This window comes from bacterium (assembly GCA_023228325.1).
GTDB lineage: Bacteria > Auribacterota > UBA6266 > UBA6266 > UBA6266 > UBA6266.
The window spans coordinates 69,102-94,214 of record JALOBK010000001.1; the positions used below are offsets into that span (position 1 = coordinate 69,102).

Genomic DNA, 25,113 nt, shown 5'->3' on the forward strand with positions numbered 1-25,113 from the left:
TATACCTGTCAAGCCTTTACCAACCACCACAAACAGCTTTTAACGGCTGATATTATTTTCTTTTCACTCTTACAAATCCGGAGCATTCGATAACATCGAATCTGGCCTTTGCGGTCAATTTGTCCAGAAGCAGGTTTAAACCGATATTATCGCTTGAAATATGCCCGGCTACAACCATATTGACATGATGCTTTTCAGCTTCTTTTACATGCTCTTCGCTGAAATGCATGCCTATCAAAGTGCCTATTCCCGCATCAGCAAGTTTCTGTATTATCTCTTTTGAACCTTCCGTTCCCCCGGTCATATCAACAAATACCCTGCCGGCGCGTTTTTTGGGGTTTCCGACGAATATTTTCGGCCCCGCGCCGTTTTTCTGCGCCTCTTTATATTCGGGGATCTTATTCAGGGTATCCATCACACATTTAAGCGTTTGGGGTTTTTCCCTGTCGAATATTTTCTGAAGATAAGAAACCACATGGTTATCCGCCGCGGTATGAATACACATAAAAGGGATATTAAGCAGCCGCGCCGCGTCTACCGCTCTCATATGGTTAACAGGCTGAAGCCTTCTTTCAACTTCTTTAATCCTTTTTTCCATCAGGTTTTCAGAAACATTGATCGGGATCCCGGCAATACTGGTAATATCCGCCTGCATCCCCATAACATCATAAAGAAACGCAAGCGCTTTCCCTTCGGGATGATGCGATATGACCAAATCGATTTTTCTGCCTTTTTCCGAAAGCCGGTCTGCCAGAACAAGCTCGGAAACTTCAATGTCGATGCCGATCATTACCCTCTTAACTTCTGCCGAAGGGTTTCCGTACAATATTCTTGTATCGGAGTAAGGATTCGAAAATTTTTCTGTATCAAAGTGTTTTTTCTCTTCCGCGGATAATTCTTCATACTCTGTTTTTTTCCTGTTCAACGCTCCGATAATTCCTTTTTGCCCCCTGGGATCTTCTTTTTTCCCTTCGGCAACGGCCATCTCAAAAATATCTTTAATTTTCATGTGTTTCATTCTCCTCTTCTGTCACAGAAACATCCACTGAATATTTATCTTTCAAATCATTTAAAAAAATATCGCCGGAAAAATTTTTAAATCTGGGATAGACCATAGTACAGACATCATATACCTGAGGCAAAAGCTTATATATCGACCTGGCAAGTATGGAGTCTTTGCCTGTCCGGACTAAATCTTTCGGCAGGCCCGAAAATATATATACCATTCCGCATATAAAAAGAATCAGGCCGATTACAATAACCCTTCTGAGACCACCCAATAATGCCCCGCCTAAACGCTCAAAGAACGACATAAAACTCAATTCGACCGCATTATGCACTGTTTTCTGGATAATGATGCTCAGCGAAATCACGGCTGCGGCAATCGCCGAAAATGACAACAATCCCGAAACGGGATAAGATACGGGTAAAACTTCTTCAACCTTCAGGGCGACTATTCTGTAAAAGTGAAATGATAACGCTGCTGCCGCAACAAAACCTATGATTGCGACTATCTCGCCCGAAAGACCTTTCCTCAGGCCTCTCGCGACCCCGTGAAAGATAACCGCCATAATTATAAAATCAACCCAATTAAAATTCATATATGTTTAGACAAACGTAAGTTACAGAAAAGTAGAAAGTTTATCACATAAAAACAGTGTTGTCAAGTTTAAGACATGGAAGCAAAAAATGCCTTAATCTGATTTTCTGCGAATCATATTGATTAACCCCTTGTATACAAAAGTGTTAATAATATAATGTCCTCACTTCTTCAAATACGAAGCCGCCTGTAATACTCCCGCATAAATCGCAGCCGTTTCTGACTTGAGGATATTAACGCCGAGTTTAACCGGACAAAAATATTTTCTTATCAGCGCATCCTTTTCTCCGGCTGAAAAACCGCCCTCGGGCCCTATAAGGCAAATCGAACTGCCGGTGATATTCAATAACCGGCCGCTTAAACAATCCTCAGCCTTTATGTCGGCAAAATATTTATTCTGAAAACCCTCTGAAACCTCGATAAATTGTTCCAGCGTAGTGAGTTCACAAACACTCATGCAGGTATTCCTTTGACACTGTTTTGCGGATTCAACCGTAATTTTTTTCCATTTTCCGGCCTTTTTTTTCCTGTCCGCTTCATCTTTAAAAGACGGGACCGACCTGGCGCATATTACAGGATAAAATTCATAAACACCTATTTCAGACAGTTTCTCCAAAGCAAATCTCATCTTTTTATCTTTTATCAAACCCATAGCTATTGCAAATACAGTCTCCGGCTTATATCCTCCGGAAACGGTTTTTTCAAGTATTTCGCAGGTCACTTTGGCTTTTCCCAATACCGCTATCTTTGCTTTAGCAACACAGCCTTTGCCGTCAAAAAGCTCAACATCATCTCCTGTTTTCAGGCGCAGAACATTTATTATATGATGGGATTGGGCCTTATCAAGTTCACACAGGCCCGCTTTTGAGGAAAGGCCATCCGAAAAGAATCTTCTTACTTCCATTTGTTAATCTCTGAGGATTTAATAAAAGCGCTTTTGTCCGGAAAATTCGAAAGAGAAAAATTTTCTTTGATTTCTTCAACTAATTTCCTCTGTTTTGAATTCATTCTGACGGGAGTTTCTACAAAGACCTTGACAAACATATCGCCGACACCATACCCGTGAAGATTTCTGATTCCCTTGCCTTTTAGCCTGAATATTTTACCGCTTTGAGTGCCCGATGGTATTTTTAATGAAACTTTTCCCTCAAGTGTCGGGATATCAATCTCTCCGCCTAATGCAGCCGTTGAAATATCAATCGGCGCTTTTAATATAATATCATCGCCGGTCCTTTCAAAAAGATGATGGGGCTGAACTCTGATCCGCACATACAGGTCGCCTCTGAAACCCCCATCCAGTCCCATAGACCCTTCTCCCTCGCTTTTCAAACGGACGCCTGTTTCAACTCCTGAGGGTATTCTTACTTTAACTTTATGAGGTTTTTCAACCAGGCCGTTTCCGTTACATGCCTTACACGGTTTTTCAACCACCTGACCGGCTCCCTTGCACCTGGGGCAAGTTGTTGTAACACTGAAAAATCCCTGCGAACTGCTTACCTGTCCTCTTCCGGCGCATTGAGGGCATTTTCTTTTTGAATATCCTTTGGCGGCGCCCGTGCCGCCGCATTCCGAACAGGTGTCAAGCCTCCTGAATTCTATCTCTTTCCGGGTTCCTGAAACCGCTTCCTCAAAAGTTATTCCCAGTTCAAACTGGAGACTTTCTCCCCTCCGGGCTGACCTGTGCTGCGACCCGCCGCCGGGAGCATGTCCACCGAAAAATGCGTCGAAAATACTGCCTGACCCGCCTGTAAAAATATCAAAGACATCTCTGAATTCAGAACCATGCGCCTGATAAAAATCGGACATATCAAAACCGTGCCCGCCGAAAGCTCCTTTCATGCCGCTATGTCCGAACTGGTCATATTTTTTCCTTTTCTCGGGATCGCTCAATACTTCATAAGCTTCGGCCGCTTCTTTAAAGTTCTGTTCCGCGTCCTTATTATCGGGATTCCTGTCCGGGTGAAATTTAAGCGCCAGCTTTCTATAAGCCTTTTTTATTTCATCGAGGCTCGCGCTTTTGCTTACGCCCAGGACTTCGTAATAATCTCTTTTTTCCATTTTTCGCTATTGCTTTTTCTGTTCAGGTTTATTTTTTTTATCGCCGTCCGCCGCCGGTTCCGGACTATGTGTTTTCTTTGATACTTTTACCATTGCGGGACGGGCAACCTTATCAAACAAAATGTACCCCGGCAAATTCTCTTCCATTACCATATCTTCTTCTGTATCCTGGTTTTCTATCACGCCTATCGCATGATGATAATGGGGATCGAATTTTTCCCCGACGGACCTTATTCTCTTTAAACCGGCATTCTCCAGTATGTTTTCCAGTTGCTTCAATATAAGTTCAATTCCGTTATGCAAAGAGTTTAAGTCATCAGCGGGCGCCGCAAGCGCGCGTTCAAAATTATCGACAACAGGCAGGATCTCAAGCAGAAGGTCTTCGTTGGCAAGTTTTATTATCTGATCTTTGTGCCTATCGTTTCTCTTTCTGAAATTATCAAACTCTGCCGCTTTTTTAAAATACATTTCTTCAAATTTTTCACAGGCTTTCAGCTTTTCCGCCAGTTCGTCGACCTGTTTCTGTAATTTCAGCGCTTCATCTTTAACCTGTTGTCCTGCCGGATGTTTCCCTTCGGCATGTCCTGCGCTGTCTTTGCTTTTGCCCTCTTGGTTCATATCAAAGCTCTCCTGATTGATTAATTATGTGCAAATGAAAAAACAGGCTTAATATATTAATTCAGCCTGTCGAAAAAGACAAGAAACTTTTTTATCATTTTACTCTTTAAAGGCGCACAGGATGTAACATCTACTTCTTAATATACTTTACCAGCTTAAGCGTGTTAACCCCATCCGGGGATCTTTCATAATTGACTTCATCCATAAAATTCTTAATTATATACAGTCCCAGACCGTGTATCTGCATCTCTTTGAAATGGGCCGTTATGTCAGGAATCTTATAGCTGCCGAAATCGAACTCTTTACCTTTATCGGAAATATTAATCATTATTTTCTTGGGATTAATATTGACCCTTATTTCTATAGCTTCATCTTTGCCTCCCTTAAACGAGATTTTCTCTTCCGATGTATAAGCATACTGGATTACATTGGTGCATGCTTCGTCAACAGCCAGCTCTATTTTTGCTATATCCTCCTGAGAATAATCCATCCTCTCGGCCAGCTCGGTAATAACTTTCCTTACAAGGCCAAGGAAAAATTTGTTGGAAGGTATTTTTAAATAGATTAAACCATCTGAAGTTTTCATTATTTTCACCCTGCTTTCGAAACAAATGAGTTCAATGCTGTTTTTTCATCCCAGAACACTTTGATAAACTTGGATAAGCCCAGAACATCTATAATGCTTCCTATTTTCGGAGTCGGCTTAAGTATAATGAGATCCCCTTTATTCTGTCTGGCGATTTTGGCAAATCCCATAAGGGCGCCCAGCCCCGCGCTGCTGATATAATCAAGTTTTCCGAAATCCAGAATAATATTTCTGCCGTCTTTATCAAATATTTCCCTGACTTTAACCTCGAAATCAGGGAACGAATAGGCGTCAAGCGCGCCGGTAATCCTTACAATATGAATCGGTTCCTCAAAATCGATTTTCTCGATTGTTATTTCACAAGCCGGCATAAAAAAAATCCTCCTATACCTTTTTCAAGACCAGGAGTGTAATATCATCGTGCTGTTCCACTCCACCTGTAAAGCGCGCAATTCTGTCTTCTATGTTTTTAGCGATATTTTCCGCATTTTCGGCAGAAGACACCATAACAGAATCTATAAGGTTTTCCCTGCCGAACTCCCGCCTCTGCATATCCATCGCCTCTGTAATCCCATCCGTATATAAAACGATTATATCATCTTTCAGGAGATTAATCGATGTTTCTTCGAGATTTTTATCAAATATATCACCCTCATCTATTCCGATAACTATGCCGTTTCCTTTAATCAGCTTATGCTTTCTGCCTTGGTCATGAATGAGCAATATCGGCTCATGCCCGGCCCTCGAAGCCACAATGCTATGATCCTTGGTGTTTAATATCAGGTATAACACAGAGATAAACATATCTTTTTTCATGTCGCTGTACATAATCCTGTTAATCTCGGACAGCACCGACTTCGGGGACTTATCGCCCCGGGCGATAATATTCAGCATACCCCTGAAAGTTGCCATGACAATGGCCGCCGAAATACCTTTCCCGGAAACATCGGCAATAACTATGCCGAGATGGTCCTCATCCACATTTATAAAATCATAATAGTCTCCTCCCAGCTCCAGCGCCGCCTTACTGTAAGAGGCTATCTGATAACCGGAAATATCCGGGCATCTTTCGGGTATTAAAAGCTGCTGGATATCTTTTGCGATTTCAAGATCCCTGTCTATCCTGTTTTTCTCGGCCAGCGAATGGTAGAACCGGGCATTGTTTATCGAAACCGAAGCCTGGTCGGCAAGAGCGCTGAAAAGCGATAGGTCGGTAGATGTAAACCTTCCGGACCATTTGTTGACTATGGCCATAACACCTATAACTTCATTTTTAATCTTAAGGGGAACAGCCATCATGGTTCTTATTCTCAGGATATCCGATTTAAGCTTAGGCACCCTGTCATCTTTGTCCCCGTCTTCCACAAGTATAGGCACTTCTTTTTTTGCGGCTTCTCCGATAACACTGTGTCCGTATTCTATTTTTTCTTTCTTCAGGATATCTTCAAGGTATTTGGTTTTGGTAGACACCTTATCAGCCACAAGACCTATATTATTAGTCATGGGAGGGAAAATCCCTTCCACAATTTTAGCGACCAGGTATTTTCTCTGGGGGTCGGAAAGGAAAATAGCGCCTGCGCTGGCGCCTACAAGATTGATTGAACAATTTATTATCTTCTTCAGGAGGTCATCCAGTTCCATGGCTTCGGTAAAAGCTTCCCCTATATCCTGAAGGAAGCAGACCACAACTTCTTTTTCCTGGATCAGCGCGTTTTTCTCTTTTTCAAGCAAAAAATGCTTTCTCTTCAGCCTGATATAAATGAAAAGTAAAATTAAAGCCGCCAGTATCCAGAATAATTGAGAGATATTCAAAATTAATCTTTCTCTTTGTCTTTGTTAACGGATTCCTTAAGCGAATCCACGACTTTTTTGAATTTTTCCTTATTCTTTTTGTCCAGGCTTGAGAGCATTTCATGGCTTTCAAGCATATGCTTCGCCATTCCCGGCGTCCTGCCCTGCGCAAGCAGAATCTCTTTAAAATCAGCCTGTTCCGCCGCTTTATCCGGCATTTTTTGTGAAATAAGCTCCAGCAACCCGAGGGTTGACAACAGCTCTCTGGTTGGATTGGTTATATTGGAAAAATATATATTTTTGTCTTTTCTGTTTTTAAGCGCAAAATTCAAACCGGCGAGCATTCCCATAAAAGTGCTGTCCATGCTAATGCATTCTTTTAAATCCACAAAGCACTCATCAGCGTCTTTTTCAAGTTTTTCAAGAACGTAATCCCTGAGATCTTTGCTATTCTTAAAAGAACCCCTGCCTAAAATCTTTACTATCAGCTGCTTTCCGATAATAGCTGTCTTAAATTTATCCAAGCATCACCTGTAATAACGCCGTTGCAAAATGGGTTGCAGCATTTAAATTGAATACGCAAATTTAATAGTAATTTTATAAATCATTACCACTCATAGTCAATATAAAAATCATTCGGTTATATTCTCAGCATATAAAAAAATTATTGATAAACAAACAAAAATGAATCCCAGCAGTATTATCTTCAGATAGATATCTTCTATATCGAAAGCAAAACCGGAAAACAAATCCGCAACCCAGAGAAGAGGTTTAATAAAAATTCCGCATATACCAAGAAGCTTAACGCCCAATGACGAAAACACGGCCACCGGCAAAAAAACAAAAGCCGTATTTATTATCAGCGTCGATAAAAAAACAACCGGAATATTCACAAGGGGCGTCAGCATATTGAATGTGTCAAAGCGGAACAGGACTATCGGACTTGTAAACAGCCATATCACAAGAGAGAGTTTAAAATATTCTATGGAGATTTCGGCAAACCTGCCGCCGACCGCTTTCATTTTATACGCAAAACCGGGTATCAACTCCATTTTAACCCTCTTTCTGCGAAGCATCAGATATCTGGAATAGAAAATTATCGCCGACATTGCGGCAAATGATAATTGAAAGGAAGCCTCAAATAAGGAGACCGGTCTTATCATGAGCATCAACAGAAGCGAAAAACATAAAATATTTATTAAATCGGGGTTCCTGCCCAGGACCAAAGACCCTGTAAGGATGGAAATCATTATACCTGCCCGGACCGATGAAACCGAAAAACCGGTCATCGCTATATAAAACCATATGACACCAAGAAACAGACAAAAACCGGCCATTTTCCTTTCCAGATTCAACAGCCTGAAAATCAAAAAGACAAAACCGCTCAGCAAACCGACATGCAGGCCTGAAACGGCAAGTATATGAGATGTCCCGCTTCTGATAAAATCATATTTCACGTCTTCCTGTATTTTGTGCCTGTCTCCCGTCAACATCCCTATCATAACCGAACTCCCGGGCTGGGGCATGCCTTCTTCAATAATCCCGACAAGGGTTTTCTTCATCTTATTGACAACTCTGAAAAAAAGTGACCCTGTTTTTCTGTGCTCCAATAACCCTGAAGAAACGGCCCTGTATTTATAGGCCGAAAAAGGAAAATCCGGATTTTCCGAAACAGACGCTTTTATTACAAAAATATCCTTGAAATCCCAGTCCGGCATCTTTTCCGAATCCAGGATAACCAGCGCCCGTTCCCTTTCTTTTATCTGCTTCTCTCCGGATTCCAGCAAAATTGCGCTCACTGCCGCTTTAGGTTTCGAGGCCGGGTCCGGTTTTGAAACACCCGTGAATTTTTCAAATTCACATACCAGGGTTTGATCCCTGTCAAATTCCGGATACCGCAGGCTGAAGGTTATAATCAACATCCCGTAAAAAACAAAAAAAAGGCAATAGAAAACAGCGGCCCGGCCTTCAAATGAGCAGGATAAAAAGACAACACACAATAGCAAACAGCACAGCGCCGCGAATAAAAAATACAAGCCGAGGCTAAAATGAGATAAATATAAACCGGAACACAGGCCGGCGCACAGAGATAAAGAAATCGGCAAAAATGGTCTTTTTAAAAAAAACGATGTGAACATTGAAAAATCAAATTATGATTTATTTAGCAACTTATCCACTTTCTCTTCAATCTGATCCGTCGTAAAAGGTTTAATAAGAAACTGATCGGCTTTCTCCGACATGCCTTTCATCGCAGCTTCAATACCGCCCGCGGTTATTATCACTATCGGTATATCTGCGGTATCGGGAGAGGATTTCAGTCTTTTGCACACATCGGTTCCGCTGACTATAGGCATCATCATATCCAGAAGGATTAAATCCGGTTTTTCATCCTTTACTATATCCAGGCCGCTCAAACCGTCGTACGCCTCTATCACCTCGTACTTGGCGCCCAGTGTTATCTTAACCAGTTCGCGTATATCTTCTTCGTCGTCAATAATAAGAATTTTTTTCATTTTCAACCTCTCTCCGCTTTTCAGTAAAGTATACCAGATATATTCAAATAAAGAAACCGGGCTCTCTGGAAATTATTATGAAGAAATAAACAGACAAAGAAACCAGGGAAAAAACAACCAATATTGCCCATTTTTTCAAACTCACCGCTGATTCCCTTCAGAAAAAACAATTGCCCTGAAGATATAAAACTCCATTCCCTGTTTTTGCCATTCATCGGCGGACAAGCCCGCTTTCATGCACAGATGCTTCAGGGTCGTTTCCCTGTCCCATCCCTGTTCCGGGGCTACCTGCGGCAGAAAAACAGCCTGATTCCAGCCTTTTTTAATTATTACACCATGTTCTCCCGGTATAAACCCTTCGGGGCCGGAAATTTTTTCGGGGCGGGTCAACACAGATATTTCAATTTCAATATCGTTTAATTCATCCTCCCTTACAGGGTTAAACCTGAAGTCTCTCGTACAGGCATTAACCGCCATATCCATAACGGCCTTATATAGCGGCTCCACAGGCTCAATATAACCTATGCATCCTCTTAACCCGCCGTTTTTCGTAAGTGTCACAAAAACACCGGATTTTTCTTTCAACCGTCCGGTAACTTTATCATAGTCTTCGATTCCGCTTATTTTTTGCTCTCTTACACATTCCTCGACGGTATTTCTGGCAAGGTTCAATAAAACTTTTTTATCCTCGTCGCTTAAAAAATCTTTGTTCCCTTTATCCCTTCCCGTATCCGGACTGCCGCCCCCGCCGTAAAATCCACTCTCTGAAACAAAAGCTATTGACGCGTAGCTCACCGTTTCAGTTTCATCTCCTGTAATATCGCCGGATGTATAATATTTCAACAGGGAACCTTTGGCGTCTTCGGGAAGCATGTATAATAATATGCCGATAGGATCTCTTCCGCAAATTGTGGCGCCCGTTGAGCCGACATAAGAAATGAATCCCGGGCCGTCTTTTTTTAATATCAGATCTATGGCTTCCATATCTATTTTTTTAACGGTCTCCTGGATATTCTCTTTTGCCGGCATATACCCGAAACGGTATCCCTGATGTATAAAATCAGAACTTATAACCACGAGATCTCCCTCTGTCAAACACGCCGTTAACGCATCGGCTATCCGGGAATAATCCTCTTCCTGAAGCTGTCCGATCACTAACGGGATAATAAGGAAATCCTTTCCCAGGACATACTGAAGAAAAGGGAGCTGGACCTCAAGGGAATGTTCTCTTGAATGGGCCTGCGCTATAGAAGTAAAAGATTTCTTTTTTAGTAAAGAAGCGCATGTTTTTTTATCAAGGCCTATAATCCCCAGAGGAGTCTCATACGCGTCAACATCGGGTATAGATGCGCCCCTGAACCCTATACAATGGGTGGGGGCAAGGACAAAAACTCTTTTAATGTTCTTTCCCTCAAGCGTCTTATACGCGAAAGCCGCCGCGCGGCCCGAATATACATAACCGGCATGAGGGCTTATTAACGCAATTACATTTCCCGAAACAGGCTTTACATCGGCTTCAGCCAAATATCGGCTGATCTCTTTCTTTAACTTTCCGGGATCGCTTTCATAAAACATCCCGGACACAACCGATTTCCTGACTTTCATGTTTTCTCCGTTGATTTTGTCCGCAAACAGTTCGCCGCATTTTATAATAAAACAATTACAAAATATCAGTAAAAGAAACCCGCTAAAAATACGAATGAAAATTTTGTTCATCGGGAAAGTAATCTTTAAATATCAAAGTTGCCGAGCAGTTTCTTGATTTCTTCTATCGTTTCCTCTTTATATTCACTCTTCAGGGACAACAAAAGCTTCAGGATAATCTGAATTTTTTCATCTCTTTGCAGTCTTCTGTTATTCAGGGAAGATGCGAGTTTTTCTATTTCATATGCGAGGTCATGCAGCAGGTCGTTCTTCCTCAGGTTTATCGTTTTGGGATAATTGCCGTTTATGATTCCCTGTATTTCCTTTTTCAGCCTGTAGGAAGGGCCCGTAAGTTTGTGGGCGCCGTACAGGCCCATAATGAAAAAGGCGGCTGTTGACGCCAGCACCATTGCCGTAGTGGTAAAAGATACATATCTCTGCGCTGTTAAAAATTCTTCCAGTTTTGAATCTTCGCCCGGCCTTATAATATATTCATTTTCAAGGGATTTGATCCTGGCGTTGTAGAGGCTGAAACCCCACGCGCTGCTGAGGCAAAGGCAGATAAGAGCAAAGAATATGCCGTATTTCAGCTGAAGCGGAAAATCTACGATAAACTGCCTTCTCCTGTAAACCTTATCTTTCTGTATCCTTTCAGACATAAGACATTTTGCCTCTCAAGTATAGTGATTAAAGCGCTGAACCGGCTATATTGATAAGTATACCTGATTTTGATGCGGTTTAAAATAAAACTATTTGTTTTTTTTCAATAAAAACTTACCCACGGAATCCCGGATTACAAGCTCCGTAGGAATAACAGATTTGAGAGGGGTAAACGAAGGATTCTCTATCTGGTTAATCAGCAGGCTGACTGCGGTTATGCCCATTTCTTCCTTAAAGATTCTTATTGTAGTCAAAGGAGGGTTCGTATGCGCGGCTATATCAATATCATCAAAACCTATTATGGAAATATCTTTTCCCACCTTTAATCCTTTTTCGGAGACGGCCTTAATCGCGCCCACAGCGGCTCTGTCATTTATGGCAAATATAGCGGTCGGCATCGGTTTTACATCCAGCAATATCCCCGCGCAGGTATATCCCTGTTCCACGGTAAAATGGCCTTCAACAACATACCTTTCGTCCATGGGGATCCCCGCTTCTTTTAAAGCGTTCACATACCCTTCATATCTTTCCTGGACAGTTTTATCGTTTAAAGAACCCCTGATAAACCCTATTCTTTTATGTCCCATCTCAATCAGATACTTTATGGCATTGTAAGAACCGCCCGGATTATCGGGGCGGACAGATGTTATATTCTTCCCTTTAATATCCCTGTCTATAACAACACAGGGAATGCCCTTCTCAAACTGGCTTATAATAAAATCATTGGATACTTCGCCGGCAAATATAATTCCGTCAATCTTTCTCGAATCAAGCAGATCATGGATTTTATTGTCTCCGAAGAAATATTCTTCCCCCAGGGATGTGAGCAGCACGCCATACCCTTTCTTGCCCGCCTCGCTCTCAATGCCTCCCAGTATCCTGGAATAATAAGGATTGCCCGAATCCTGAAAAACATTTCTGAAGAAAACACAGGCTATGGTTTTTGCGTGCTCTTTTTCTTTTTCGGCGGAACTGATTATTTTATTTCCCGAACCCGGTATGGAAACAACCAGATTTCTGGTAATTAAATTCTTGATGGCTTTTCTGACGGTAATCCTGTTTACTTTAAATTCCGAGCTGAGAGTTCTCTCGGGAGAGAGATACTCCCCCACCCTGAACACGCCTGATTTTATTTTATGGGCGAGCTCATCTTCTATCTGCTGATAAATCGGTTTGGAGCTTTTTGTCTTTTTTGCCATCTTTTAACCAAATATTATACCGGTTGTTTACCTGTACTAAATATACTAACAGAAAAGAGATTTGTCAAAAAAGATTTTTTCAGGGCCTCAGGTGCATGCCGCCTGCCCACCATCTCCAGTTTGAATCTTTGGGGGGAATATTTCTGCTCCAGTGAACATGCCCGTCGCAATACAGGTAGTTTACGCCTCCCCTGTGGGCTTTTCTGACGGCATTTTCCATACCCCCCGCCCAATCCGCATACTCCGGGTCAATTGAATTATACCACCCGTCGCATACAAAAATTTTATCGCTGACAAAAGGAACGTTGTCTATCCTGTATAATTCAACACATTCGTTCATCATATAATTCCAGTTGGCCCATGCGGGGTGGAGCGGATTCTTTTCCGGATTCCCGGACGGGCAGCTATATATACCTCCGGGGTTCTGTCCGCTGCTGAAGGGGACACCCCTGGTATAAGGCTGCAGCGCATCCTGCCATCCGATATCCCCTGAGAGGAAAGCTTCCGGAATATAGCCGTTCCATTCGTTAGTATACATCAGCAACGCATATCCGAACTGCTTGAGATATCCCTGGCAGACAGTTGATTTCGCGGCTTCCCTCGCGGATTTAATCGCAGGCAGTATAAGAGAAGAAAGAATGCTTATAATAGTTATAACAACAAGCAGCTCGACTAACGTAAAACCTATGCTATTTTTTGTCTTTTTCATAATATATACCGGTAATATACCTGTTTATATTTTAGCATTTTTGCGGGGTTTGTCAAGGCCGGCAGCTACGGCGTGTTAATTAACCAAATGTCCTTTGACCGGCATATCAATTAAATGTTATGTTTTATTAGAGGAGTAAATATATTATAATGCCGATAAAGGCAAACTGCCTGAAAAGGCAGGGCGCAAAACTGCGGGCCTTTTTAAAAGAATGGCAGCCGGGTTACCGAAGCATTAAAACTCTTGGCCCATTCTTTTAAAAAGAGGATGGGTTTTTTGTATTATGAGAACATACTTACATAAAGACGGCTTCACATTAATGGAACTGTTGTCGGTGGTGACCATAGTTTCCATACTTATATCCCTTATCTTTCCCGCTATCTGGCAGTCATGGGAAAGAGGAAGAAGAATAAGCTGTATGAGTAATATGAAACAGCTTGTGCATGCCGCAATGATATATTCTACGGATTATAATGACCATTTCCCTTATTGCGGATGGGGATGGGGTATGGGGATGGATGACGAAGAAGGGGTTTGCTGGATGGACGCGCTCTTGCCCTACATTCAATATCAGAAAGAACTTTTCATCTGCCCCGCCGATGAAAACCCGAACGACCAGGGCCTCTACTGCTGGGCGGGACAGACCACTGTCACACAATGCTCATACGCCATGAATGAATCCGTTGTAGGATGCGATAACTCGGCTAACTGGGAAGGAGGGAGCGGAACAGATGTCGGAAGGTTAAAAGGATTTATTCCGCCCATACAGGCTCCTGAACAGGTATTGCTGTTTATAGATGCGGACTACCTATGGATAAATGCGCAGAACAGGAACACATTCATCGACAGGGCCATTTCCCATCACGGTATCGGCGCAACCTGCTCTTTCTGCGACGGGCACAGCGAATGGGTTCAGACGGAAAAACTCGAGACTGTAAGGACAGATCCTCTCCCCAATTATCCTTAGAATGCTTACTTTTTTTTAAATCTTGACGATTTGAATTTTCAAATATATACTTTCTTTTCGCTTGTCAGACGGTCTTTCTTATTTTTTGCGGAATTCCCAAAAACTCGCGGAGGGGGTATAGCTCAGTTGGCCCCGCCTCGGGCGGGATTACGTTCGGCTTTGTAATTTATGAGCGCTTCGCTCCATAAATTACAGTCTCACGCAACTAGAGTATTAACCTAATATCAGATTTTGCATGTTGTTCAAAAGGCTTGTGGAGGGGGTATAGCTCAGTTGGCTAGAGTGCTTGACTGGCAGTCAAGAGGTCGGGGGTTCGACTCCCCCTACCTCCACCAGTCCCGCCGAAGGCGGGACAGAGCAATTGAAAATCGAGCATTAGAACAATAGATAAAAATAAGATTTTCGATTGTGGTCCCCGCCAAAGGCGGACAAGTATTTTCTGTTTTCAACACTAATATTCCACTTGGGCACAATCTCGGGCACATAAGATTAATTAGGAAAGCGGATTTGTGGAGAAAAAACACTATCAGTAAGTCAGCAGTTCCGAAACTTTTTCCATCTGGGTTTTGAGAGTATTTATATTTCTTTCCAGGATTCTTATTTGGTAAGCCAGGACTTTATTCTTTTCTCTTTCTTTCTGATACAGGATATTGGACCAGACAAGCGCCATGCCGACTATGAATATCGAGATGCCGAGCAGAGCGTAAGAATATTTCACCTTATCATTTCTTGTTTTATCTTCTTCCATAATCCCCCCTGAAAGAAATAAACTGATGCTAATAATTTACTACTATATATGAAATAAGTCAAACATTTGCTTAAAAAGCAATCAACGGGAAAGTCAGCAATTCAGCAGTTTTGAAATGGCGGCCCCCGTAAAATGGGTAAGAAACACAACTATCGCCGCTATCAATAAATGTTCCCCTGCGACTTTGAATGGATTTGCGCCCTGTTTTCCGCCCATAACAAAGCTGAAGATCCCAAGCATCGAAAACCCGTATATTACGCTGATAACCACCGCCGTATCCAGCCTGAATAAAAGCAAAGGGACGAGGAAAGTCAACGCAAAAAAGAATTTCGAAAGAAATGTTGCAACAGTTGATATCCAGACTTCTCCGGCAGTATGCTGATTTTCCGACTCCTCGGAAACATGAATTCCAAGCGCGTCGGAAAAAGCGTCGGCTATCGCAATCGTCAGCACGCCGCCGATAACGGCGCGTTTTGAATGGGTGCCGGAATGAAGCCCGACCATAAGTCCTATGGTAGTTATTATCCCGGATGTAAACCCGAAACTGAAACCGACTTTGAGTGAATGATTTTTATCCATAATTTTGAAATCCTAAATTCTAATATCTAAATACGAAACATCATGAATACCCTGAACTGCAGGGGTTCAGGGCAGTGAACCCTGCGTGGTTCACTGGTGCCAGAGAAGGGACTTGAACCCTTATGAGCCGGAGCTCAACGGATTTTGAGTCCGTCGCGTCTGCCGTTCCGCCACTCTGGCGCAAATCAGAATTATATTTTACATTAACTGTCAAGGAACCGGCGTTCTTGCCTGTTCAGCTTTTTCCGAACATCCCTTTTTCGCAGGCGGTAACAAACGACTCGGTAACACATTTCAGATCTTCCCATTCTTTCCTTATTCTCCTGGTCTCCTTCTCATCAATATTGCTGTCATTCCTCATTGAGTCCGAAACAATCTTAAGCAAGTCCGAAAATTCTTTTATCATAATCTGAATCGTAGCGACAACACCGGCAGGATTAATATCCTTGGTATAATTCTCGATAAAGGAACCCCCCGCGGCATTACACAGCCAGTTGATAATATTCCTGTCTTCCGTAACTTCATATATTGCCTTAATTCTGTCAAGCGGGTTCCTGGTTCCCGCCGGATTGCCGCTTTCACTCTCTGAAGACGGCTCGCACCATTTATATACAAGCGACAACGATAGATTAAGTTTTGAGGCAACTTCCTTCGGACCGGATTTTTCGAACGCTTCCCTTAAAATCTCATGTGATTCCATATTACCTCCCGCGCTTAAAATATCTTACCCGGATTCATTATATTGTTAGGATCGAATAATTTTTTAATGTCCGTCATTATTTTTATCTCTCTGTTTCCGACAGCTTTTCTTAAATATTTTTTCTGGACAAGCCCGATACCGTGCTCTCCCGAAATCGCGCCTCCCATGCCCACCACGATCGCATACAATTCATCAAGGACAACAGGCAGCTTTTCATTCCAGATACTGTCTTCCATATTTTCTTTTAAAATATTCACATGGACATTTCCGTCGCCGGCATGCCCGTAATTTATAAATCTTATTTTATGCTTATCTTGCAGCAGGTAAATGCGTTCAAGCAAATCCGGGATTTTAAACCTCGGGACAACTACATCCGAAGACCGTTTAACGGGGCTTATCGGTTTTATGGCTTCCCTTATTTTCCTTCTCGCCTCCCAGAGTTTTTCTTTCATCCGGCTGTTATCCGCAACAAGCACATCTTCGGCATTGTTTTCCATGCATATCCCGCCGACTTTTTCATAGATTTTCTCAGCTTCATCCCCGTCCGAGCTGTCAAGCTGTATCAGAAGATGCGCTCCCGCTTCCCCATAAGGCATTTTCCTTTCCAGGAGCTTTCCGACCGCATCGATACTGCTTTTATCCATAAATTCGATAGCGGACGGGACAATCTTACTGCGCAGTATCCGGGACACGGTAAGCGCCGCGTCTCTTATGGAAGGAAAAGGCACCAGAAGGTCCGAAACAAAATGAGGTTTTGGAATAAGCCTGAAGGTTATCTCTTTGAATATCGCAAGAGTCCCTTCCGATCCGACCAGTATGCCGGGAATATCATAGCCCATCACATTTTTCACGATCTTACCGCCGAACACAAAATCCGTGCCGTCCGGAAGGACAGCCTTAATGCCGCATACATAATCGCCTGTTACCCCGTATTTAACGGCCCTGGGCCCTCCCGAATTTTCAGCTACATTGCCGCCGACGGTGCATGAATCAAGACTGGCCGGGTCAACAGGGTAAAATAATCCCCTTTTTTCCACTTCGGCATGCAGGTTACCTGTTATTACGCCGGGTTCAACCACGGCCATAAGATTATTTTCATCAATATCAATGATCTTATTAAGCTTTTCAAATGAAAGCACCACTCCTCCGTAAACAGGAAGGCATCCGCCTGTTGTTCCCGTTCCGGCGCCTCTCGGAATAATCGGCACTTTCTGGTCATTACAAAAGCCGACAAGTTCTTTTACGCAGGACATACAGGGAAGGATAATCACGGTGTCAGGCTGATACTTCATGCCGGGGGTTTCATCCTGCGCATATTTTTCTATGCTCCCGGAATCGAAAAATACGTTTTCAGTTCCGGCAATATCGCGCAACGATCTGATCTGTTTTTCTGTCAGCAAACCGGATACCCCTCCGAGTTATAGGCGTATTTTCAAGGCTGGACCCATGGCCCTTCAACATCATAAAAAATCATCATCTCTTCCGCCTGAAATTCAGAATATAATTTTACATGCCCGTCAGCGAAAAGAACATTGTTTTTTCGTAAATGGAAGTTATCCTCGTAATGCGCGGTTTCCCGGCAAAAAAGGCACTGCTGGGTATAATTGTCCTTATCGCAGTCCCACTGGCTGAATTTAAAGGTGCAGTCCCCGGCAAGAATAAATCTTTGCGGGTCTTTTATAATATTATATCTTAAATAATCATATCCGTTATTGTAGGCGGGCCGGGAATTGAGAAAATAACCGAACTCGCCCATGGATTCTTCCGGCTGAGAGGGGCACTTAAACACATCTTTCGACTGGATATACGGATAAATCTGTTCTGTCCATCCGTCTTTACTGCCTCCCCACTGGCACCCTCCGCAGGCTTTGGGAAGGAACGGAGGCCAGTCTTTCTCATACATCATCAGGGCATATCCTATCTGCTTCAAATTCGAAGCGCATAAGACTGTTTTTCCTTTCTCCCTTGCAATCCTTAAAGACGGGAACAACAAGGCGGACAGGAATGATATTATCATAATGACAATCATAAATTCCAAAAGCGTAAACCCTTTTGCGGCTTTCATTTCAGTAACAGTTTTCTCATTTTTGTAAAAAGTTTTTTTGCGGCGTCGATATTAACATCTATATCCGGAAGGGAATCGAGAAAGACTTTTCCGTACCTTTTGGAAATTATTCTCCTGTCCAGCACCAGCACGGCGCCCCTGTCATCCCTGTGCCTTATCAGGCGGCCGAATCCCTGCCTGAATTTTATCACAGCCAGAGGAAGGCTGTATTCAGAAAAAGAATCCCCTCCGGACATCGATATGTACTCGGACCTCGACAGAAGGACAGGTTCGGTCGGAACTTTAAAAGGAAGCCTTGTAATAACCAGCAGACTCAGTGTTTCCCCCTTAACATCTATCCCTTCCCAGAAACTCTCGGTTGCAAGCAAAACAGACCCTGTATCTTTTTTGAATGCCTCTAACAGCCTGTACCTGTTTTTTTCACCCTGTTTAAGAACCTTATATCCCGAATTTTCTATATCATCTTTGACAAGGGCCCATATGGTCTCCAGCATATTATATGAAGTGAAAAGTATTAAAGCTCTTCCTTCCGAAACCCTGACGGCATCACAGACCGTGTTCCTGAGCATTTCCGTATAATCCGGGGATTTCGGCTCGGGGATCCCCGAAGGCAAACCGAAAAAAACCTGTTTCTTATAATCAAAAGGTGACTCCAGAAGGAGGCACTCCGACTGCCTTTCGTTCACGAGATTAATACCAAGCCTGCCTTTTATAAAATCAAAACCCCTGTTAACCGAAAGCGTCGCCGATGTCAATATGATGGTATTATATTTATCATAAACATACTCTTTTAATATATCCGCCACTATAATGGGAGAAGAACAGAATTTCAGGTAAAAATCAGATTTTCTGGAAGTCTTGAATTCCACCCATCTGCAGTTTTCATCGCTATCGCCCATAAACGACCGGAAATCATCGACTATGGCCCGGATCCTTGCCGCTATTGATTTCAGTTCTATCAGAGGCGATGTCATGCTGCCTGATTTAGCAAGCCCTTCCGATTCAATCATATCAAATAAATTTTTCAGCATATCGCCGGCGGCTAAAAGTTTTGCGCACAGCTCTCTCATCAGGGGGACAGCGGAATCTATCCAGAAATCCGTGTTTAGAACATCATGATTGATCCTGAGCTTCTCTGTCTCAGAACTTGACTTGAAAAAATTCCTGAAAATCTTATTCAACTCCTCAAACAGGAATTTTATTTCTTTTTCAGTCCTGCCGATGTCTTTTATAAGTGTTTTCTGTATATGTTCGACAATACCCGTTTTTTTGCGTTTCCCCCCGTCCGGCATTGATGAGAGCGTTTTTTTGATAAACACCACAAGCCCCGATTTCCTGCCGCCGTGCCTTAACAGCCTGCCGAATATCTTGGACACCCGGAACCTGGATATCTCAATACCCATGTTTGAAGTCGCCACATCCTCGATATGATGGGCTTCGTCGATAATAATATTTTTGAAGTTCGGCAGTACCAGCGAGGTTTTATAATTTTCCGTTGTCTTCCGCAAAACAATATCCGTCATAAGAATATGATGGTTTACAACAATCAGGTTGGAGTAAGCCGCGCGGTTCCTCGACCTGTAAAAAAAACATTTTCCGTAATGAGGGCATTTTATCCTTAAACATTGGTCGGCTTCGCATTGAAACATTTCCCAGAGGGAATCTTTCGGCACGAAATCAAGATCCGATTTACTGCCGTCTGCGGTGGTCTCAGCCCATTTGAATATATCGGCTAACTCTTTTTCTCCATGTTCGCTGATTAATTTCATTTCTTTTTTCGCGCTGTCGCATTTTCTCAGGCACAGGTAATTTGTTCTTCCTTTAACAAGGCACCATTTGAATTTCATCCCCGTCATCCTGGACAGGTGGGGTATATCCTTGTAAAATAACTGTTCCTGAAGATTTATCGTATTTGTCGATATAACAACCCGTTCATTATTCAACAGGCTCCATACTATGGCGGGCAGCAGATAAGCAAAAGATTTTCCCGTTCCCGTTCCGGCCTCAACTAACCCTATTTTAGCTTCATTAAAGCAGCCGGAAACAAACTTAACCATTTCAACCTGTTCTTTCCTGTACTCATAATTATCAAGTTTTGAAGCTATGCTGCCGCCCGCGTTGAAAAAAGATATTAGTTCCCCGGCGCTGATAAGTTTTATTTTATCGGGAACAAACGCCTTCACAACCACATAAATTTTACCGACGCTGTTATCGGTAATATAAAAACCGTTTGCCCCGTCGGCTATCCGGGACGCCACATTTATATCTTCGGCCGAAGGCGTAAGGTTGCCCGAAGGATGATTATGCAGGACAACATCCCCGGGCCGAAGCATGCTTAGGACAGCGGGGACGGAAATCTTATTTCCCCTGGCCACTTCTACGGCCTCCTCTATCTTCCCTTCCGTTCCCGGCCTGCATATAAAAAAAACTTCATTGCCGTCGGTATCCGTTATAACATTCCGGATATATTCAGTCACTTGAGGTAAAATAAGCGTTTCAGGCGCGGCGTATTTCATATTAAAAACCCTTTTCTGTTTTTATCCGGATTGATACAATTAAGCGTTCAATACATTTATATACTATCAGAATCAGCTTAAAAAGAGGAATATATGCTTGAAACGGCAATCAAAGCGGCAAAAAAAGCCGGAAAACTGCAGCTGCAGAGCTTCGGTAAAAAAATAATAGTAGACGAAGAATTAAGATTCGACACAAAACTCGCGCTGGACAAAGAAAGCGAGCGGATAATCGTAGATACCATCTTCTCCGAATTTCCGAAGCACTCTATCTTAGCGGAAGAAAGCGGAACAACGGATAATGCGTCCGATTACACATGGATTATCGATCCGCTGGACGGGACAGCAAACTTTTCCAGAAACATACCGCAGTTCTGCGTTTCCATAGCTTTACTCCATAAAAGCGAAAAAATTCTCGGCGTTGTGTTCGACCCGGTGAGGGACGAACTGTTCCACGCCGAAAAAGGGAAAGGCGCTTTTTTAAACGGCGAAAAGATAAAAACGCGGCAGACAGGTAAAACCAATGAGCTTTTTGTGGTTTGCGGTTTTATGAAATCCGAAGAAACAATAAAAAAAGGACTTGTTATTTTCAATTCACTGATAACCAGGGTAAAAAAAATAAGGATAATGGGAGCGGCGGCCCTTGACCTCTGCTGGCTGGCCGCAGGGCGTTTTGACATTTATTTTGAATACGGAATAATGGACTGGGATATTGCCGCGGGCGAATTGATACTAAAAGAGGCCGGAGGCGATATCAAGGCAGACGCACTAGGCAATAACTCCTATAATGTTACAGCAACAAACGGCAAAATAAAACCCGGCGAATTCCCAAGTATCATCTAAATCAATATAGCCAGTATTTCATGGGTCTTTTTATCTTTAAACGGCTTAATAATATTACCCGCTACTTCTTTGCCGTCGACTATAAGGCTTTTGACTCCCTGATAACTGCCCTTGGGATTTCTTATCCTTATATGGTATGTCGCCCCCCGGAATTTTCTTTTTATCTCAAAGTTCTTCCATGTCGAAGGAATACACGGGTCTATAACAAGGCCTTCATATGCGGGTCTTACACCCAGTATCCATTCGCATGCTATCCTGTAATACCATGCAGCCGATCCCGTATACCAGGTCCAGCCGCCTTTTCCGAAATTTTCCGAATCAGGGCCGTCAACGTTACCGGGAGTAACATACGGCTCGCACTTATACAAATCGGGGTTTTCCCCCCTTCTTATAGGATTAAAACTGTTATACAGCCTGTAAGCCATATCAGGCCTTCTTGCCGCGCATTCAGCCTGAATTGCCCAGACACCGGCGTGCGTATACAGCCCGCCGTTCTCCCTGACACCGGGGGCATACCTCGTAAGATAACCGATTTTCGGGTTAGGGACATCATAGGCCGGATGGAAAAGAATCGGGCCGAATTCACGGTAAAGGTATTTTTCCATGGATGACAACATGGATTTACGCCTTTTTTTATCATCTTCTATCCCGTTTATTATCGCCCATGTCTGGGCATTGAGAAATATCTTTCCGCATTTTTCATTGCTGCTGCCCAATATATGCCGGCTGTCCGTAGTTGCGCGCCAGTACCACTTCCCGTCCCACCCGTATTTGTTCACCGCTTTTTTCAGCTTTGCGGCATTTCTCAACAGCATATCCGCTGTTTTTTTATCTTTCGCCATTTTTGCGACCGCGGCGAATTCATTCAGAACTCCGAAGAGAAAATGCCCCATCCATACGGATTCGCCTTTCCACTTGTCACCGCATGAACTTAAACCGTCATTCCAATCGCCTTCTCCTATCAGAGGCAAACCTCTCTTGCTCATCCTGGACAGGCTTTTTTTGATAGCTCTTAAACAATGTTCATAAAGGCTCGCTCTTCCGGAGTCTACAAAAGGCTCGCTTTTCTTAAGTATGCTGAAATCGGCTGTTTCTTTTAAATAATTGACCGTAACGAAAGGAAGCCATAAAAGATCGTCTGAAAATTCGGATTTCGGCCCCTTATTTTCAAGTGTATTCCACCAGTGATAAACTGTTCCTTCGCTGAACTGGTGTCTTGCGTGGTCAAGTATCCTTTCCTTTGTTTCTTCGGGCTCCAGAGGCAAAAATATCTGGCTGTCCTGGAGTTGGTCCCTGAAACCATAGGCGCCGCTTGATTGATAATAAGCCGCCCGCCCCCATATCCTGGCCGAAATAGCCTGATACTTCAACCAGATATTTGTCATAATATTCATATTATCATCGGGAGTCTTGATTTCAACCGGGCTCATAAGTTTTTTCCAGAAATCGCAAACAGCCCCCAGCGCCTTGTGAGCTTTTTTAGGGTTAATATATTTTTTGACGGTTTTAGATATTTCACCTTCCGATTTTTCCAAACCGAGAACAAATACGATTTCCTTTGTCTCATTCGGCTTCATTTCTATTTTTGACATGATAGACGCTATAGAATCATTCCACTTTCCGGTGGTTTTGGAAAGCCGCCCTTCTTTCACGGCTTTCGGCGCCATTACATTCCCGTACATCCCGATAAACTCTTCTTTATCGCCTTCATAACCTGAAACTACCGATGCCGTATGATAGCCTACATAATTCCATGTTGTATTCCACGGGGCTTCATCCTCTGAAATACCTCCCAGCCTTTTTTTAACGGTAAGGACCTTTGATGAGTTATCGAATTTTGTTTCCTGGAACAGCTTATGGAATTCCCTGTGGCAATCCGGCCACGCGCCGGTCAGCCATTCTACATAAGAAATCAGGCTGATTTTACGGGCGGAATTAGCTTTATTGTGAAGTTTTACAATCCATATCTCACAATTGTCGCCCTTGGGAACGAACACCCTCATTTCAGAATAGATGGAACACTTTTCCATCTTGAAAATGGAATAACCTACGCCATGAACACACTGGTAATAATCAAAAGTCGTACAGGTGGGTTTCCATGTCGCCGACCAAAAATCCCCCGTATCATCATCCCTGATGTACAGGTATTTCCCGCTTTCATCCTTTATTAAATCCTGTTCCCATCTTGTTAACCTGTTCAAATTCGAATTATAAGCCCAGCTGTATCCCCCTCCCGTCTGGGAGATTGTAAGGCCGTATGTCTTATTGCAGATAACATTCGCCCATGGTTTCGGGGTATCGGGCCTTTCTATAATATATTCCGACCCGTCATCGCTAAAATAACCGTACTTGTTTTTGCTCTTCATTCATAATCTCCTGTTTTGCAATAAGTTATACATTATATATAAATCATAAATTGAGCATAATCCGTCGAAAAAAATACTGAAATTTTCGCAAATCATAACTTAAAGAAGATAAGAAGTCAAGAAAACTAAAACCATAGCGGTAAGTTTTTAAGGGGGGGCACATCCCGTTAAAGAAACGGTTTTAGAACCGTCTCTCTAACGGGGTAAAACTCATTGACATAAAAGAAATGTTATTATATTATTCAACGTCATATCGGTGGCGGGTATCGCTCAGTTTCCGCTGAAGGCGGATTCGCCTCTGGCAGGGTTAGTGCGCATAACTGTGGACTATACCGCTCATTTGCCATATTAGGCCTTTTAGTGTAGTATATAAGCATGCTAGAAAAAAAATGCATAGTATGCGGTAAAAAAATATTTATCAAAAATTACCATGCGAAAAAGGGCTGGGGCAAGTATTGTTCTAAAAAGTGCCAGGGTAAATCGCAGATAAACGGAAAATTGCTTAATTGCGATTATTGCGGCAAAAAGATTTATCGTACACCAAAAGATTTTGCCCGGTCAAAAAGCAAGAAGTTCTTTTGTTCTGTGAAATGTCATTGCTCGTGGGAAAACAAAAATAGCCGCTGTGGTGAAAATGCGCCTAACTGGGTATCGGGACAATCGGTCTATAGGCGGCTCTTAAAAAGATATGGTAAAGCGGAAAAGTGCCGCAGATGCGGCATAACAGATAGAAGAATTTTAGTTGTTCATCATAAAGATTCCAACAGAAAAAACAATAAGCCGGAAAATTTAGAGTGGCTTTGCAGAAATTGTCATTGTATCGTTCATTTAATCTAAAATATCGATGGTGGCTATAGTGTAGTGGTTAGCACAACAGACTGTGGCTCTGTTTGTACGGGTTCGAATCCCGTTAGCCACCCCAATTTCTGTTTTGGGGAAAATTGGCCTTAGTGC

The 25,113-nt window shown here is 42.8% G+C and carries 25 protein-coding genes, 3 tRNA genes and 1 riboswitch; of the genes, 5 read left to right on the forward strand and 23 right to left on the reverse strand.

From position 1 onward, the window contains the following. Positions 1–52: 52 nt before the first annotated feature. From M0R36_00330 to M0R36_00400, 15 genes are all read right to left on the reverse strand, one after another. Positions 53–1,009 (reverse strand): NGG1p interacting factor NIF3, encoded by a 957-nt coding sequence (locus M0R36_00330; GenBank protein MCK9554257.1) that lies wholly within the window; start codon positions 1,007–1,009, stop codon positions 53–55. After that, complete coding sequence (locus M0R36_00335) at positions 999–1,601, reverse strand: CvpA family protein (protein ID MCK9554258.1); 603 nt, start codon at positions 1,599–1,601, stop codon at positions 999–1,001. Before M0R36_00335 ends, M0R36_00330 begins: the two co-directional genes overlap by 11 nt. 162 nt (positions 1,602–1,763) lie before the next feature. Continuing rightward, complete coding sequence (locus tag M0R36_00340; protein MCK9554259.1) at positions 1,764–2,504, reverse strand: 16S rRNA (uracil(1498)-N(3))-methyltransferase; 741 nt, start codon at positions 2,502–2,504, stop codon at positions 1,764–1,766. Next, entirely contained in the window at positions 2,495–3,658 is a 1,164-nt protein-coding gene (gene dnaJ, locus M0R36_00345; protein MCK9554260.1) for a molecular chaperone DnaJ, read from the reverse strand. The genes M0R36_00340 and dnaJ overlap by 10 nt, the downstream gene beginning before the upstream one ends. A gap of 6 nt (positions 3,659–3,664) precedes the next feature. After that, entirely contained in the window at positions 3,665–4,276 is a 612-nt protein-coding gene (locus tag M0R36_00350) for a nucleotide exchange factor GrpE (GenBank protein MCK9554261.1), read from the reverse strand. Between the two features lie 130 nt (positions 4,277–4,406). Continuing rightward, positions 4,407–4,862, reverse strand: a complete 456-nt coding sequence (locus M0R36_00355) for an ATP-binding protein (GenBank protein ID MCK9554262.1) — start codon at positions 4,860–4,862, stop codon at positions 4,407–4,409. Between the two features lie 5 nt (positions 4,863–4,867). Beyond that, on the reverse strand, positions 4,868–5,233 hold the full coding sequence (locus M0R36_00360; protein MCK9554263.1) for an STAS domain-containing protein: 366 nt from the start codon (positions 5,231–5,233) through the stop codon (positions 4,868–4,870). Between the two features lie 13 nt (positions 5,234–5,246). Continuing rightward, positions 5,247–6,674: a SpoIIE family protein phosphatase gene (locus M0R36_00365; GenBank protein MCK9554264.1), complete on the reverse strand. Its 1,428-nt coding sequence runs from the start codon at positions 6,672–6,674 to the stop codon at positions 5,247–5,249. Positions 6,675–6,676: 2 nt separating this feature from the next. Beyond that, positions 6,677–7,177, reverse strand: coding sequence for an STAS domain-containing protein (locus M0R36_00370; protein ID MCK9554265.1), 501 nt, complete (start codon positions 7,175–7,177; stop codon positions 6,677–6,679). 108 nt (positions 7,178–7,285) lie between these two features. Next, positions 7,286–8,575 carry a ComEC/Rec2 family competence protein gene (locus M0R36_00375; protein MCK9554266.1) on the reverse strand — a complete coding sequence of 430 codons (1,290 nt, stop codon included), beginning with the start codon at positions 8,573–8,575 and terminating at the stop codon, positions 7,286–7,288. A gap of 228 nt (positions 8,576–8,803) precedes the next feature. After that, positions 8,804–9,166: a response regulator gene (locus M0R36_00380; GenBank protein ID MCK9554267.1), complete on the reverse strand. Its 363-nt coding sequence runs from the start codon at positions 9,164–9,166 to the stop codon at positions 8,804–8,806. Between the two features lie 141 nt (positions 9,167–9,307). Then, positions 9,308–10,771, reverse strand: coding sequence for an AmmeMemoRadiSam system protein B (gene amrB, locus M0R36_00385; protein MCK9554268.1), 1,464 nt, complete (start codon positions 10,769–10,771; stop codon positions 9,308–9,310). A 125-nt stretch (positions 10,772–10,896) separates the two neighbouring features. After that, a complete protein-coding gene (locus tag M0R36_00390) occupies positions 10,897–11,469 on the reverse strand; it encodes a hypothetical protein (GenBank protein MCK9554269.1) in 573 nt (190 codons plus the stop codon). A 90-nt stretch (positions 11,470–11,559) separates the two neighbouring features. Further along, complete coding sequence (locus tag M0R36_00395; GenBank protein ID MCK9554270.1) at positions 11,560–12,669, reverse strand: GntR family transcriptional regulator; 1,110 nt, start codon at positions 12,667–12,669, stop codon at positions 11,560–11,562. Between the two features lie 79 nt (positions 12,670–12,748). Beyond that, positions 12,749–13,378, reverse strand: a complete 630-nt coding sequence (locus tag M0R36_00400; GenBank protein MCK9554271.1) for a prepilin-type N-terminal cleavage/methylation domain-containing protein — start codon at positions 13,376–13,378, stop codon at positions 12,749–12,751. Between the two features lie 150 nt (positions 13,379–13,528). Further along, a riboswitch (cyclic di-GMP riboswitch) is annotated at positions 13,529–13,609 on the forward strand. 52 nt (positions 13,610–13,661) lie between these two features. Here M0R36_00400 and M0R36_00405 point away from each other — a divergent pair. Beyond that, entirely contained in the window at positions 13,662–14,345 is a 684-nt protein-coding gene (locus M0R36_00405) for a DUF1559 domain-containing protein (protein ID MCK9554272.1), read from the forward strand. Positions 14,346–14,603: 258 nt separating this feature from the next. After that, positions 14,604–14,680: transfer RNA gene (locus M0R36_00410), tRNA-Ala, on the forward strand. A gap of 191 nt (positions 14,681–14,871) precedes the next feature. On the opposite strand, the gene M0R36_00415 is transcribed toward M0R36_00410, so the two are convergent. The 7 genes from M0R36_00415 to M0R36_00445 form a co-directional block, all read right to left on the reverse strand. Further along, the gene (locus tag M0R36_00415) at positions 14,872–15,093 is read right to left on the reverse strand and encodes a hypothetical protein (protein MCK9554273.1); all 222 of its coding nucleotides are present in this window, start codon (positions 15,091–15,093) and stop codon (positions 14,872–14,874) included. A 93-nt stretch (positions 15,094–15,186) separates the two neighbouring features. Further along, the gene (locus M0R36_00420) at positions 15,187–15,672 is read right to left on the reverse strand and encodes a VIT1/CCC1 transporter family protein (GenBank protein ID MCK9554274.1); all 486 of its coding nucleotides are present in this window, start codon (positions 15,670–15,672) and stop codon (positions 15,187–15,189) included. A 94-nt stretch (positions 15,673–15,766) separates the two neighbouring features. Beyond that, positions 15,767–15,852, reverse strand: a tRNA-Leu gene (locus M0R36_00425). 55 nt (positions 15,853–15,907) lie between these two features. After that, positions 15,908–16,372, reverse strand: coding sequence for a hypothetical protein (locus M0R36_00430; protein MCK9554275.1), 465 nt, complete (start codon positions 16,370–16,372; stop codon positions 15,908–15,910). A 14-nt stretch (positions 16,373–16,386) separates the two neighbouring features. After that, positions 16,387–17,772, reverse strand: coding sequence for an FAD-binding protein (locus M0R36_00435; protein ID MCK9554276.1), 1,386 nt, complete (start codon positions 17,770–17,772; stop codon positions 16,387–16,389). A 32-nt stretch (positions 17,773–17,804) separates the two neighbouring features. Then, the gene (locus M0R36_00440) at positions 17,805–18,437 is read right to left on the reverse strand and encodes a type II secretion system GspH family protein (protein ID MCK9554277.1); all 633 of its coding nucleotides are present in this window, start codon (positions 18,435–18,437) and stop codon (positions 17,805–17,807) included. Continuing rightward, the gene (locus M0R36_00445) at positions 18,434–20,953 is read right to left on the reverse strand and encodes a DEAD/DEAH box helicase family protein (GenBank protein MCK9554278.1); all 2,520 of its coding nucleotides are present in this window, start codon (positions 20,951–20,953) and stop codon (positions 18,434–18,436) included. The genes M0R36_00440 and M0R36_00445 overlap by 4 nt, the downstream gene beginning before the upstream one ends. A gap of 93 nt (positions 20,954–21,046) precedes the next feature. On the opposite strand from M0R36_00445, the gene M0R36_00450 reads away from it, so the two are divergent. Then, complete coding sequence (locus M0R36_00450; protein MCK9554279.1) at positions 21,047–21,793, forward strand: inositol monophosphatase; 747 nt, start codon at positions 21,047–21,049, stop codon at positions 21,791–21,793. On the opposite strand, the gene M0R36_00455 is transcribed toward M0R36_00450, so the two are convergent. Further along, positions 21,790–24,159, reverse strand: a complete 2,370-nt coding sequence (locus tag M0R36_00455) for a glycosyl transferase family 36 (protein ID MCK9554280.1) — start codon at positions 24,157–24,159, stop codon at positions 21,790–21,792. The genes M0R36_00450 and M0R36_00455 overlap by 4 nt on opposite strands. 375 nt (positions 24,160–24,534) lie before the next feature. Between M0R36_00455 and M0R36_00460 the strand changes: the two genes are divergently transcribed. Beyond that, positions 24,535–24,996, forward strand: coding sequence for an HNH endonuclease (locus tag M0R36_00460; protein ID MCK9554281.1), 462 nt, complete (start codon positions 24,535–24,537; stop codon positions 24,994–24,996). 10 nt (positions 24,997–25,006) lie between these two features. Next, positions 25,007–25,081, forward strand: a tRNA-His gene (locus M0R36_00465). The last annotated feature ends 32 nt before the right edge of the window (positions 25,082–25,113 follow it).

Bases quoted from the DNA above. Each gene is read 5' to 3' on its own strand.
- M0R36_00415 (MCK9554273.1), bottom strand. From the start codon at position 15,093: ATGGAAGAAGATAAAACAAGAAATGATAAGGTGAAATATTCTTACGCT.
- M0R36_00340 (MCK9554259.1), bottom strand. From the start codon at position 2,504: ATGGAAGTAAGAAGATTCTTTTCGGATGGCCTTTCCTCAAAAGCGGGC.
- M0R36_00450 (MCK9554279.1), top strand. From the start codon at position 21,047: ATGCTTGAAACGGCAATCAAAGCGGCAAAAAAAGCCGGAAAACTGCAG.
- M0R36_00360 (MCK9554263.1), bottom strand. From the start codon at position 5,233: ATGCCGGCTTGTGAAATAACAATCGAGAAAATCGATTTTGAGGAACCG.
- M0R36_00330 (MCK9554257.1), bottom strand. From the start codon at position 1,009: ATGAAAATTAAAGATATTTTTGAGATGGCCGTTGCCGAAGGGAAAAAA.
- M0R36_00350 (MCK9554261.1), bottom strand. From the start codon at position 4,276: ATGAACCAAGAGGGCAAAAGCAAAGACAGCGCAGGACATGCCGAAGGG.
- M0R36_00380 (MCK9554267.1), bottom strand. From the start codon at position 9,166: ATGAAAAAAATTCTTATTATTGACGACGAAGAAGATATACGCGAACTG.
- M0R36_00460 (MCK9554281.1), top strand. From the start codon at position 24,535: ATGCTAGAAAAAAAATGCATAGTATGCGGTAAAAAAATATTTATCAAA.
- M0R36_00420 (MCK9554274.1), bottom strand. From the start codon at position 15,672: ATGGATAAAAATCATTCACTCAAAGTCGGTTTCAGTTTCGGGTTTACA.
- M0R36_00445 (MCK9554278.1), bottom strand. From the start codon at position 20,953: ATGAAATACGCCGCGCCTGAAACGCTTATTTTACCTCAAGTGACTGAA.
- M0R36_00440 (MCK9554277.1), bottom strand. From the start codon at position 18,437: ATGAAAGCCGCAAAAGGGTTTACGCTTTTGGAATTTATGATTGTCATT.
- M0R36_00405 (MCK9554272.1), top strand. From the start codon at position 13,662: ATGAGAACATACTTACATAAAGACGGCTTCACATTAATGGAACTGTTG.
- M0R36_00430 (MCK9554275.1), bottom strand. From the start codon at position 16,372: ATGGAATCACATGAGATTTTAAGGGAAGCGTTCGAAAAATCCGGTCCG.
- M0R36_00395 (MCK9554270.1), bottom strand. From the start codon at position 12,669: ATGGCAAAAAAGACAAAAAGCTCCAAACCGATTTATCAGCAGATAGAA.
- M0R36_00375 (MCK9554266.1), bottom strand. From the start codon at position 8,575: ATGTTGATTATAACCTTCAGCCTGCGGTATCCGGAATTTGACAGGGAT.
- dnaJ (MCK9554260.1), bottom strand. From the start codon at position 3,658: ATGGAAAAAAGAGATTATTACGAAGTCCTGGGCGTAAGCAAAAGCGCG.
- amrB (MCK9554268.1), bottom strand. From the start codon at position 10,771: ATGAAAGTCAGGAAATCGGTTGTGTCCGGGATGTTTTATGAAAGCGAT.
- M0R36_00335 (MCK9554258.1), bottom strand. From the start codon at position 1,601: ATGAATTTTAATTGGGTTGATTTTATAATTATGGCGGTTATCTTTCAC.
- M0R36_00455 (MCK9554280.1), bottom strand. From the start codon at position 24,159: ATGAAGAGCAAAAACAAGTACGGTTATTTTAGCGATGACGGGTCGGAA.
- M0R36_00355 (MCK9554262.1), bottom strand. From the start codon at position 4,862: ATGAAAACTTCAGATGGTTTAATCTATTTAAAAATACCTTCCAACAAA.
- M0R36_00390 (MCK9554269.1), bottom strand. From the start codon at position 11,469: ATGTCTGAAAGGATACAGAAAGATAAGGTTTACAGGAGAAGGCAGTTT.
- M0R36_00400 (MCK9554271.1), bottom strand. From the start codon at position 13,378: ATGAAAAAGACAAAAAATAGCATAGGTTTTACGTTAGTCGAGCTGCTT.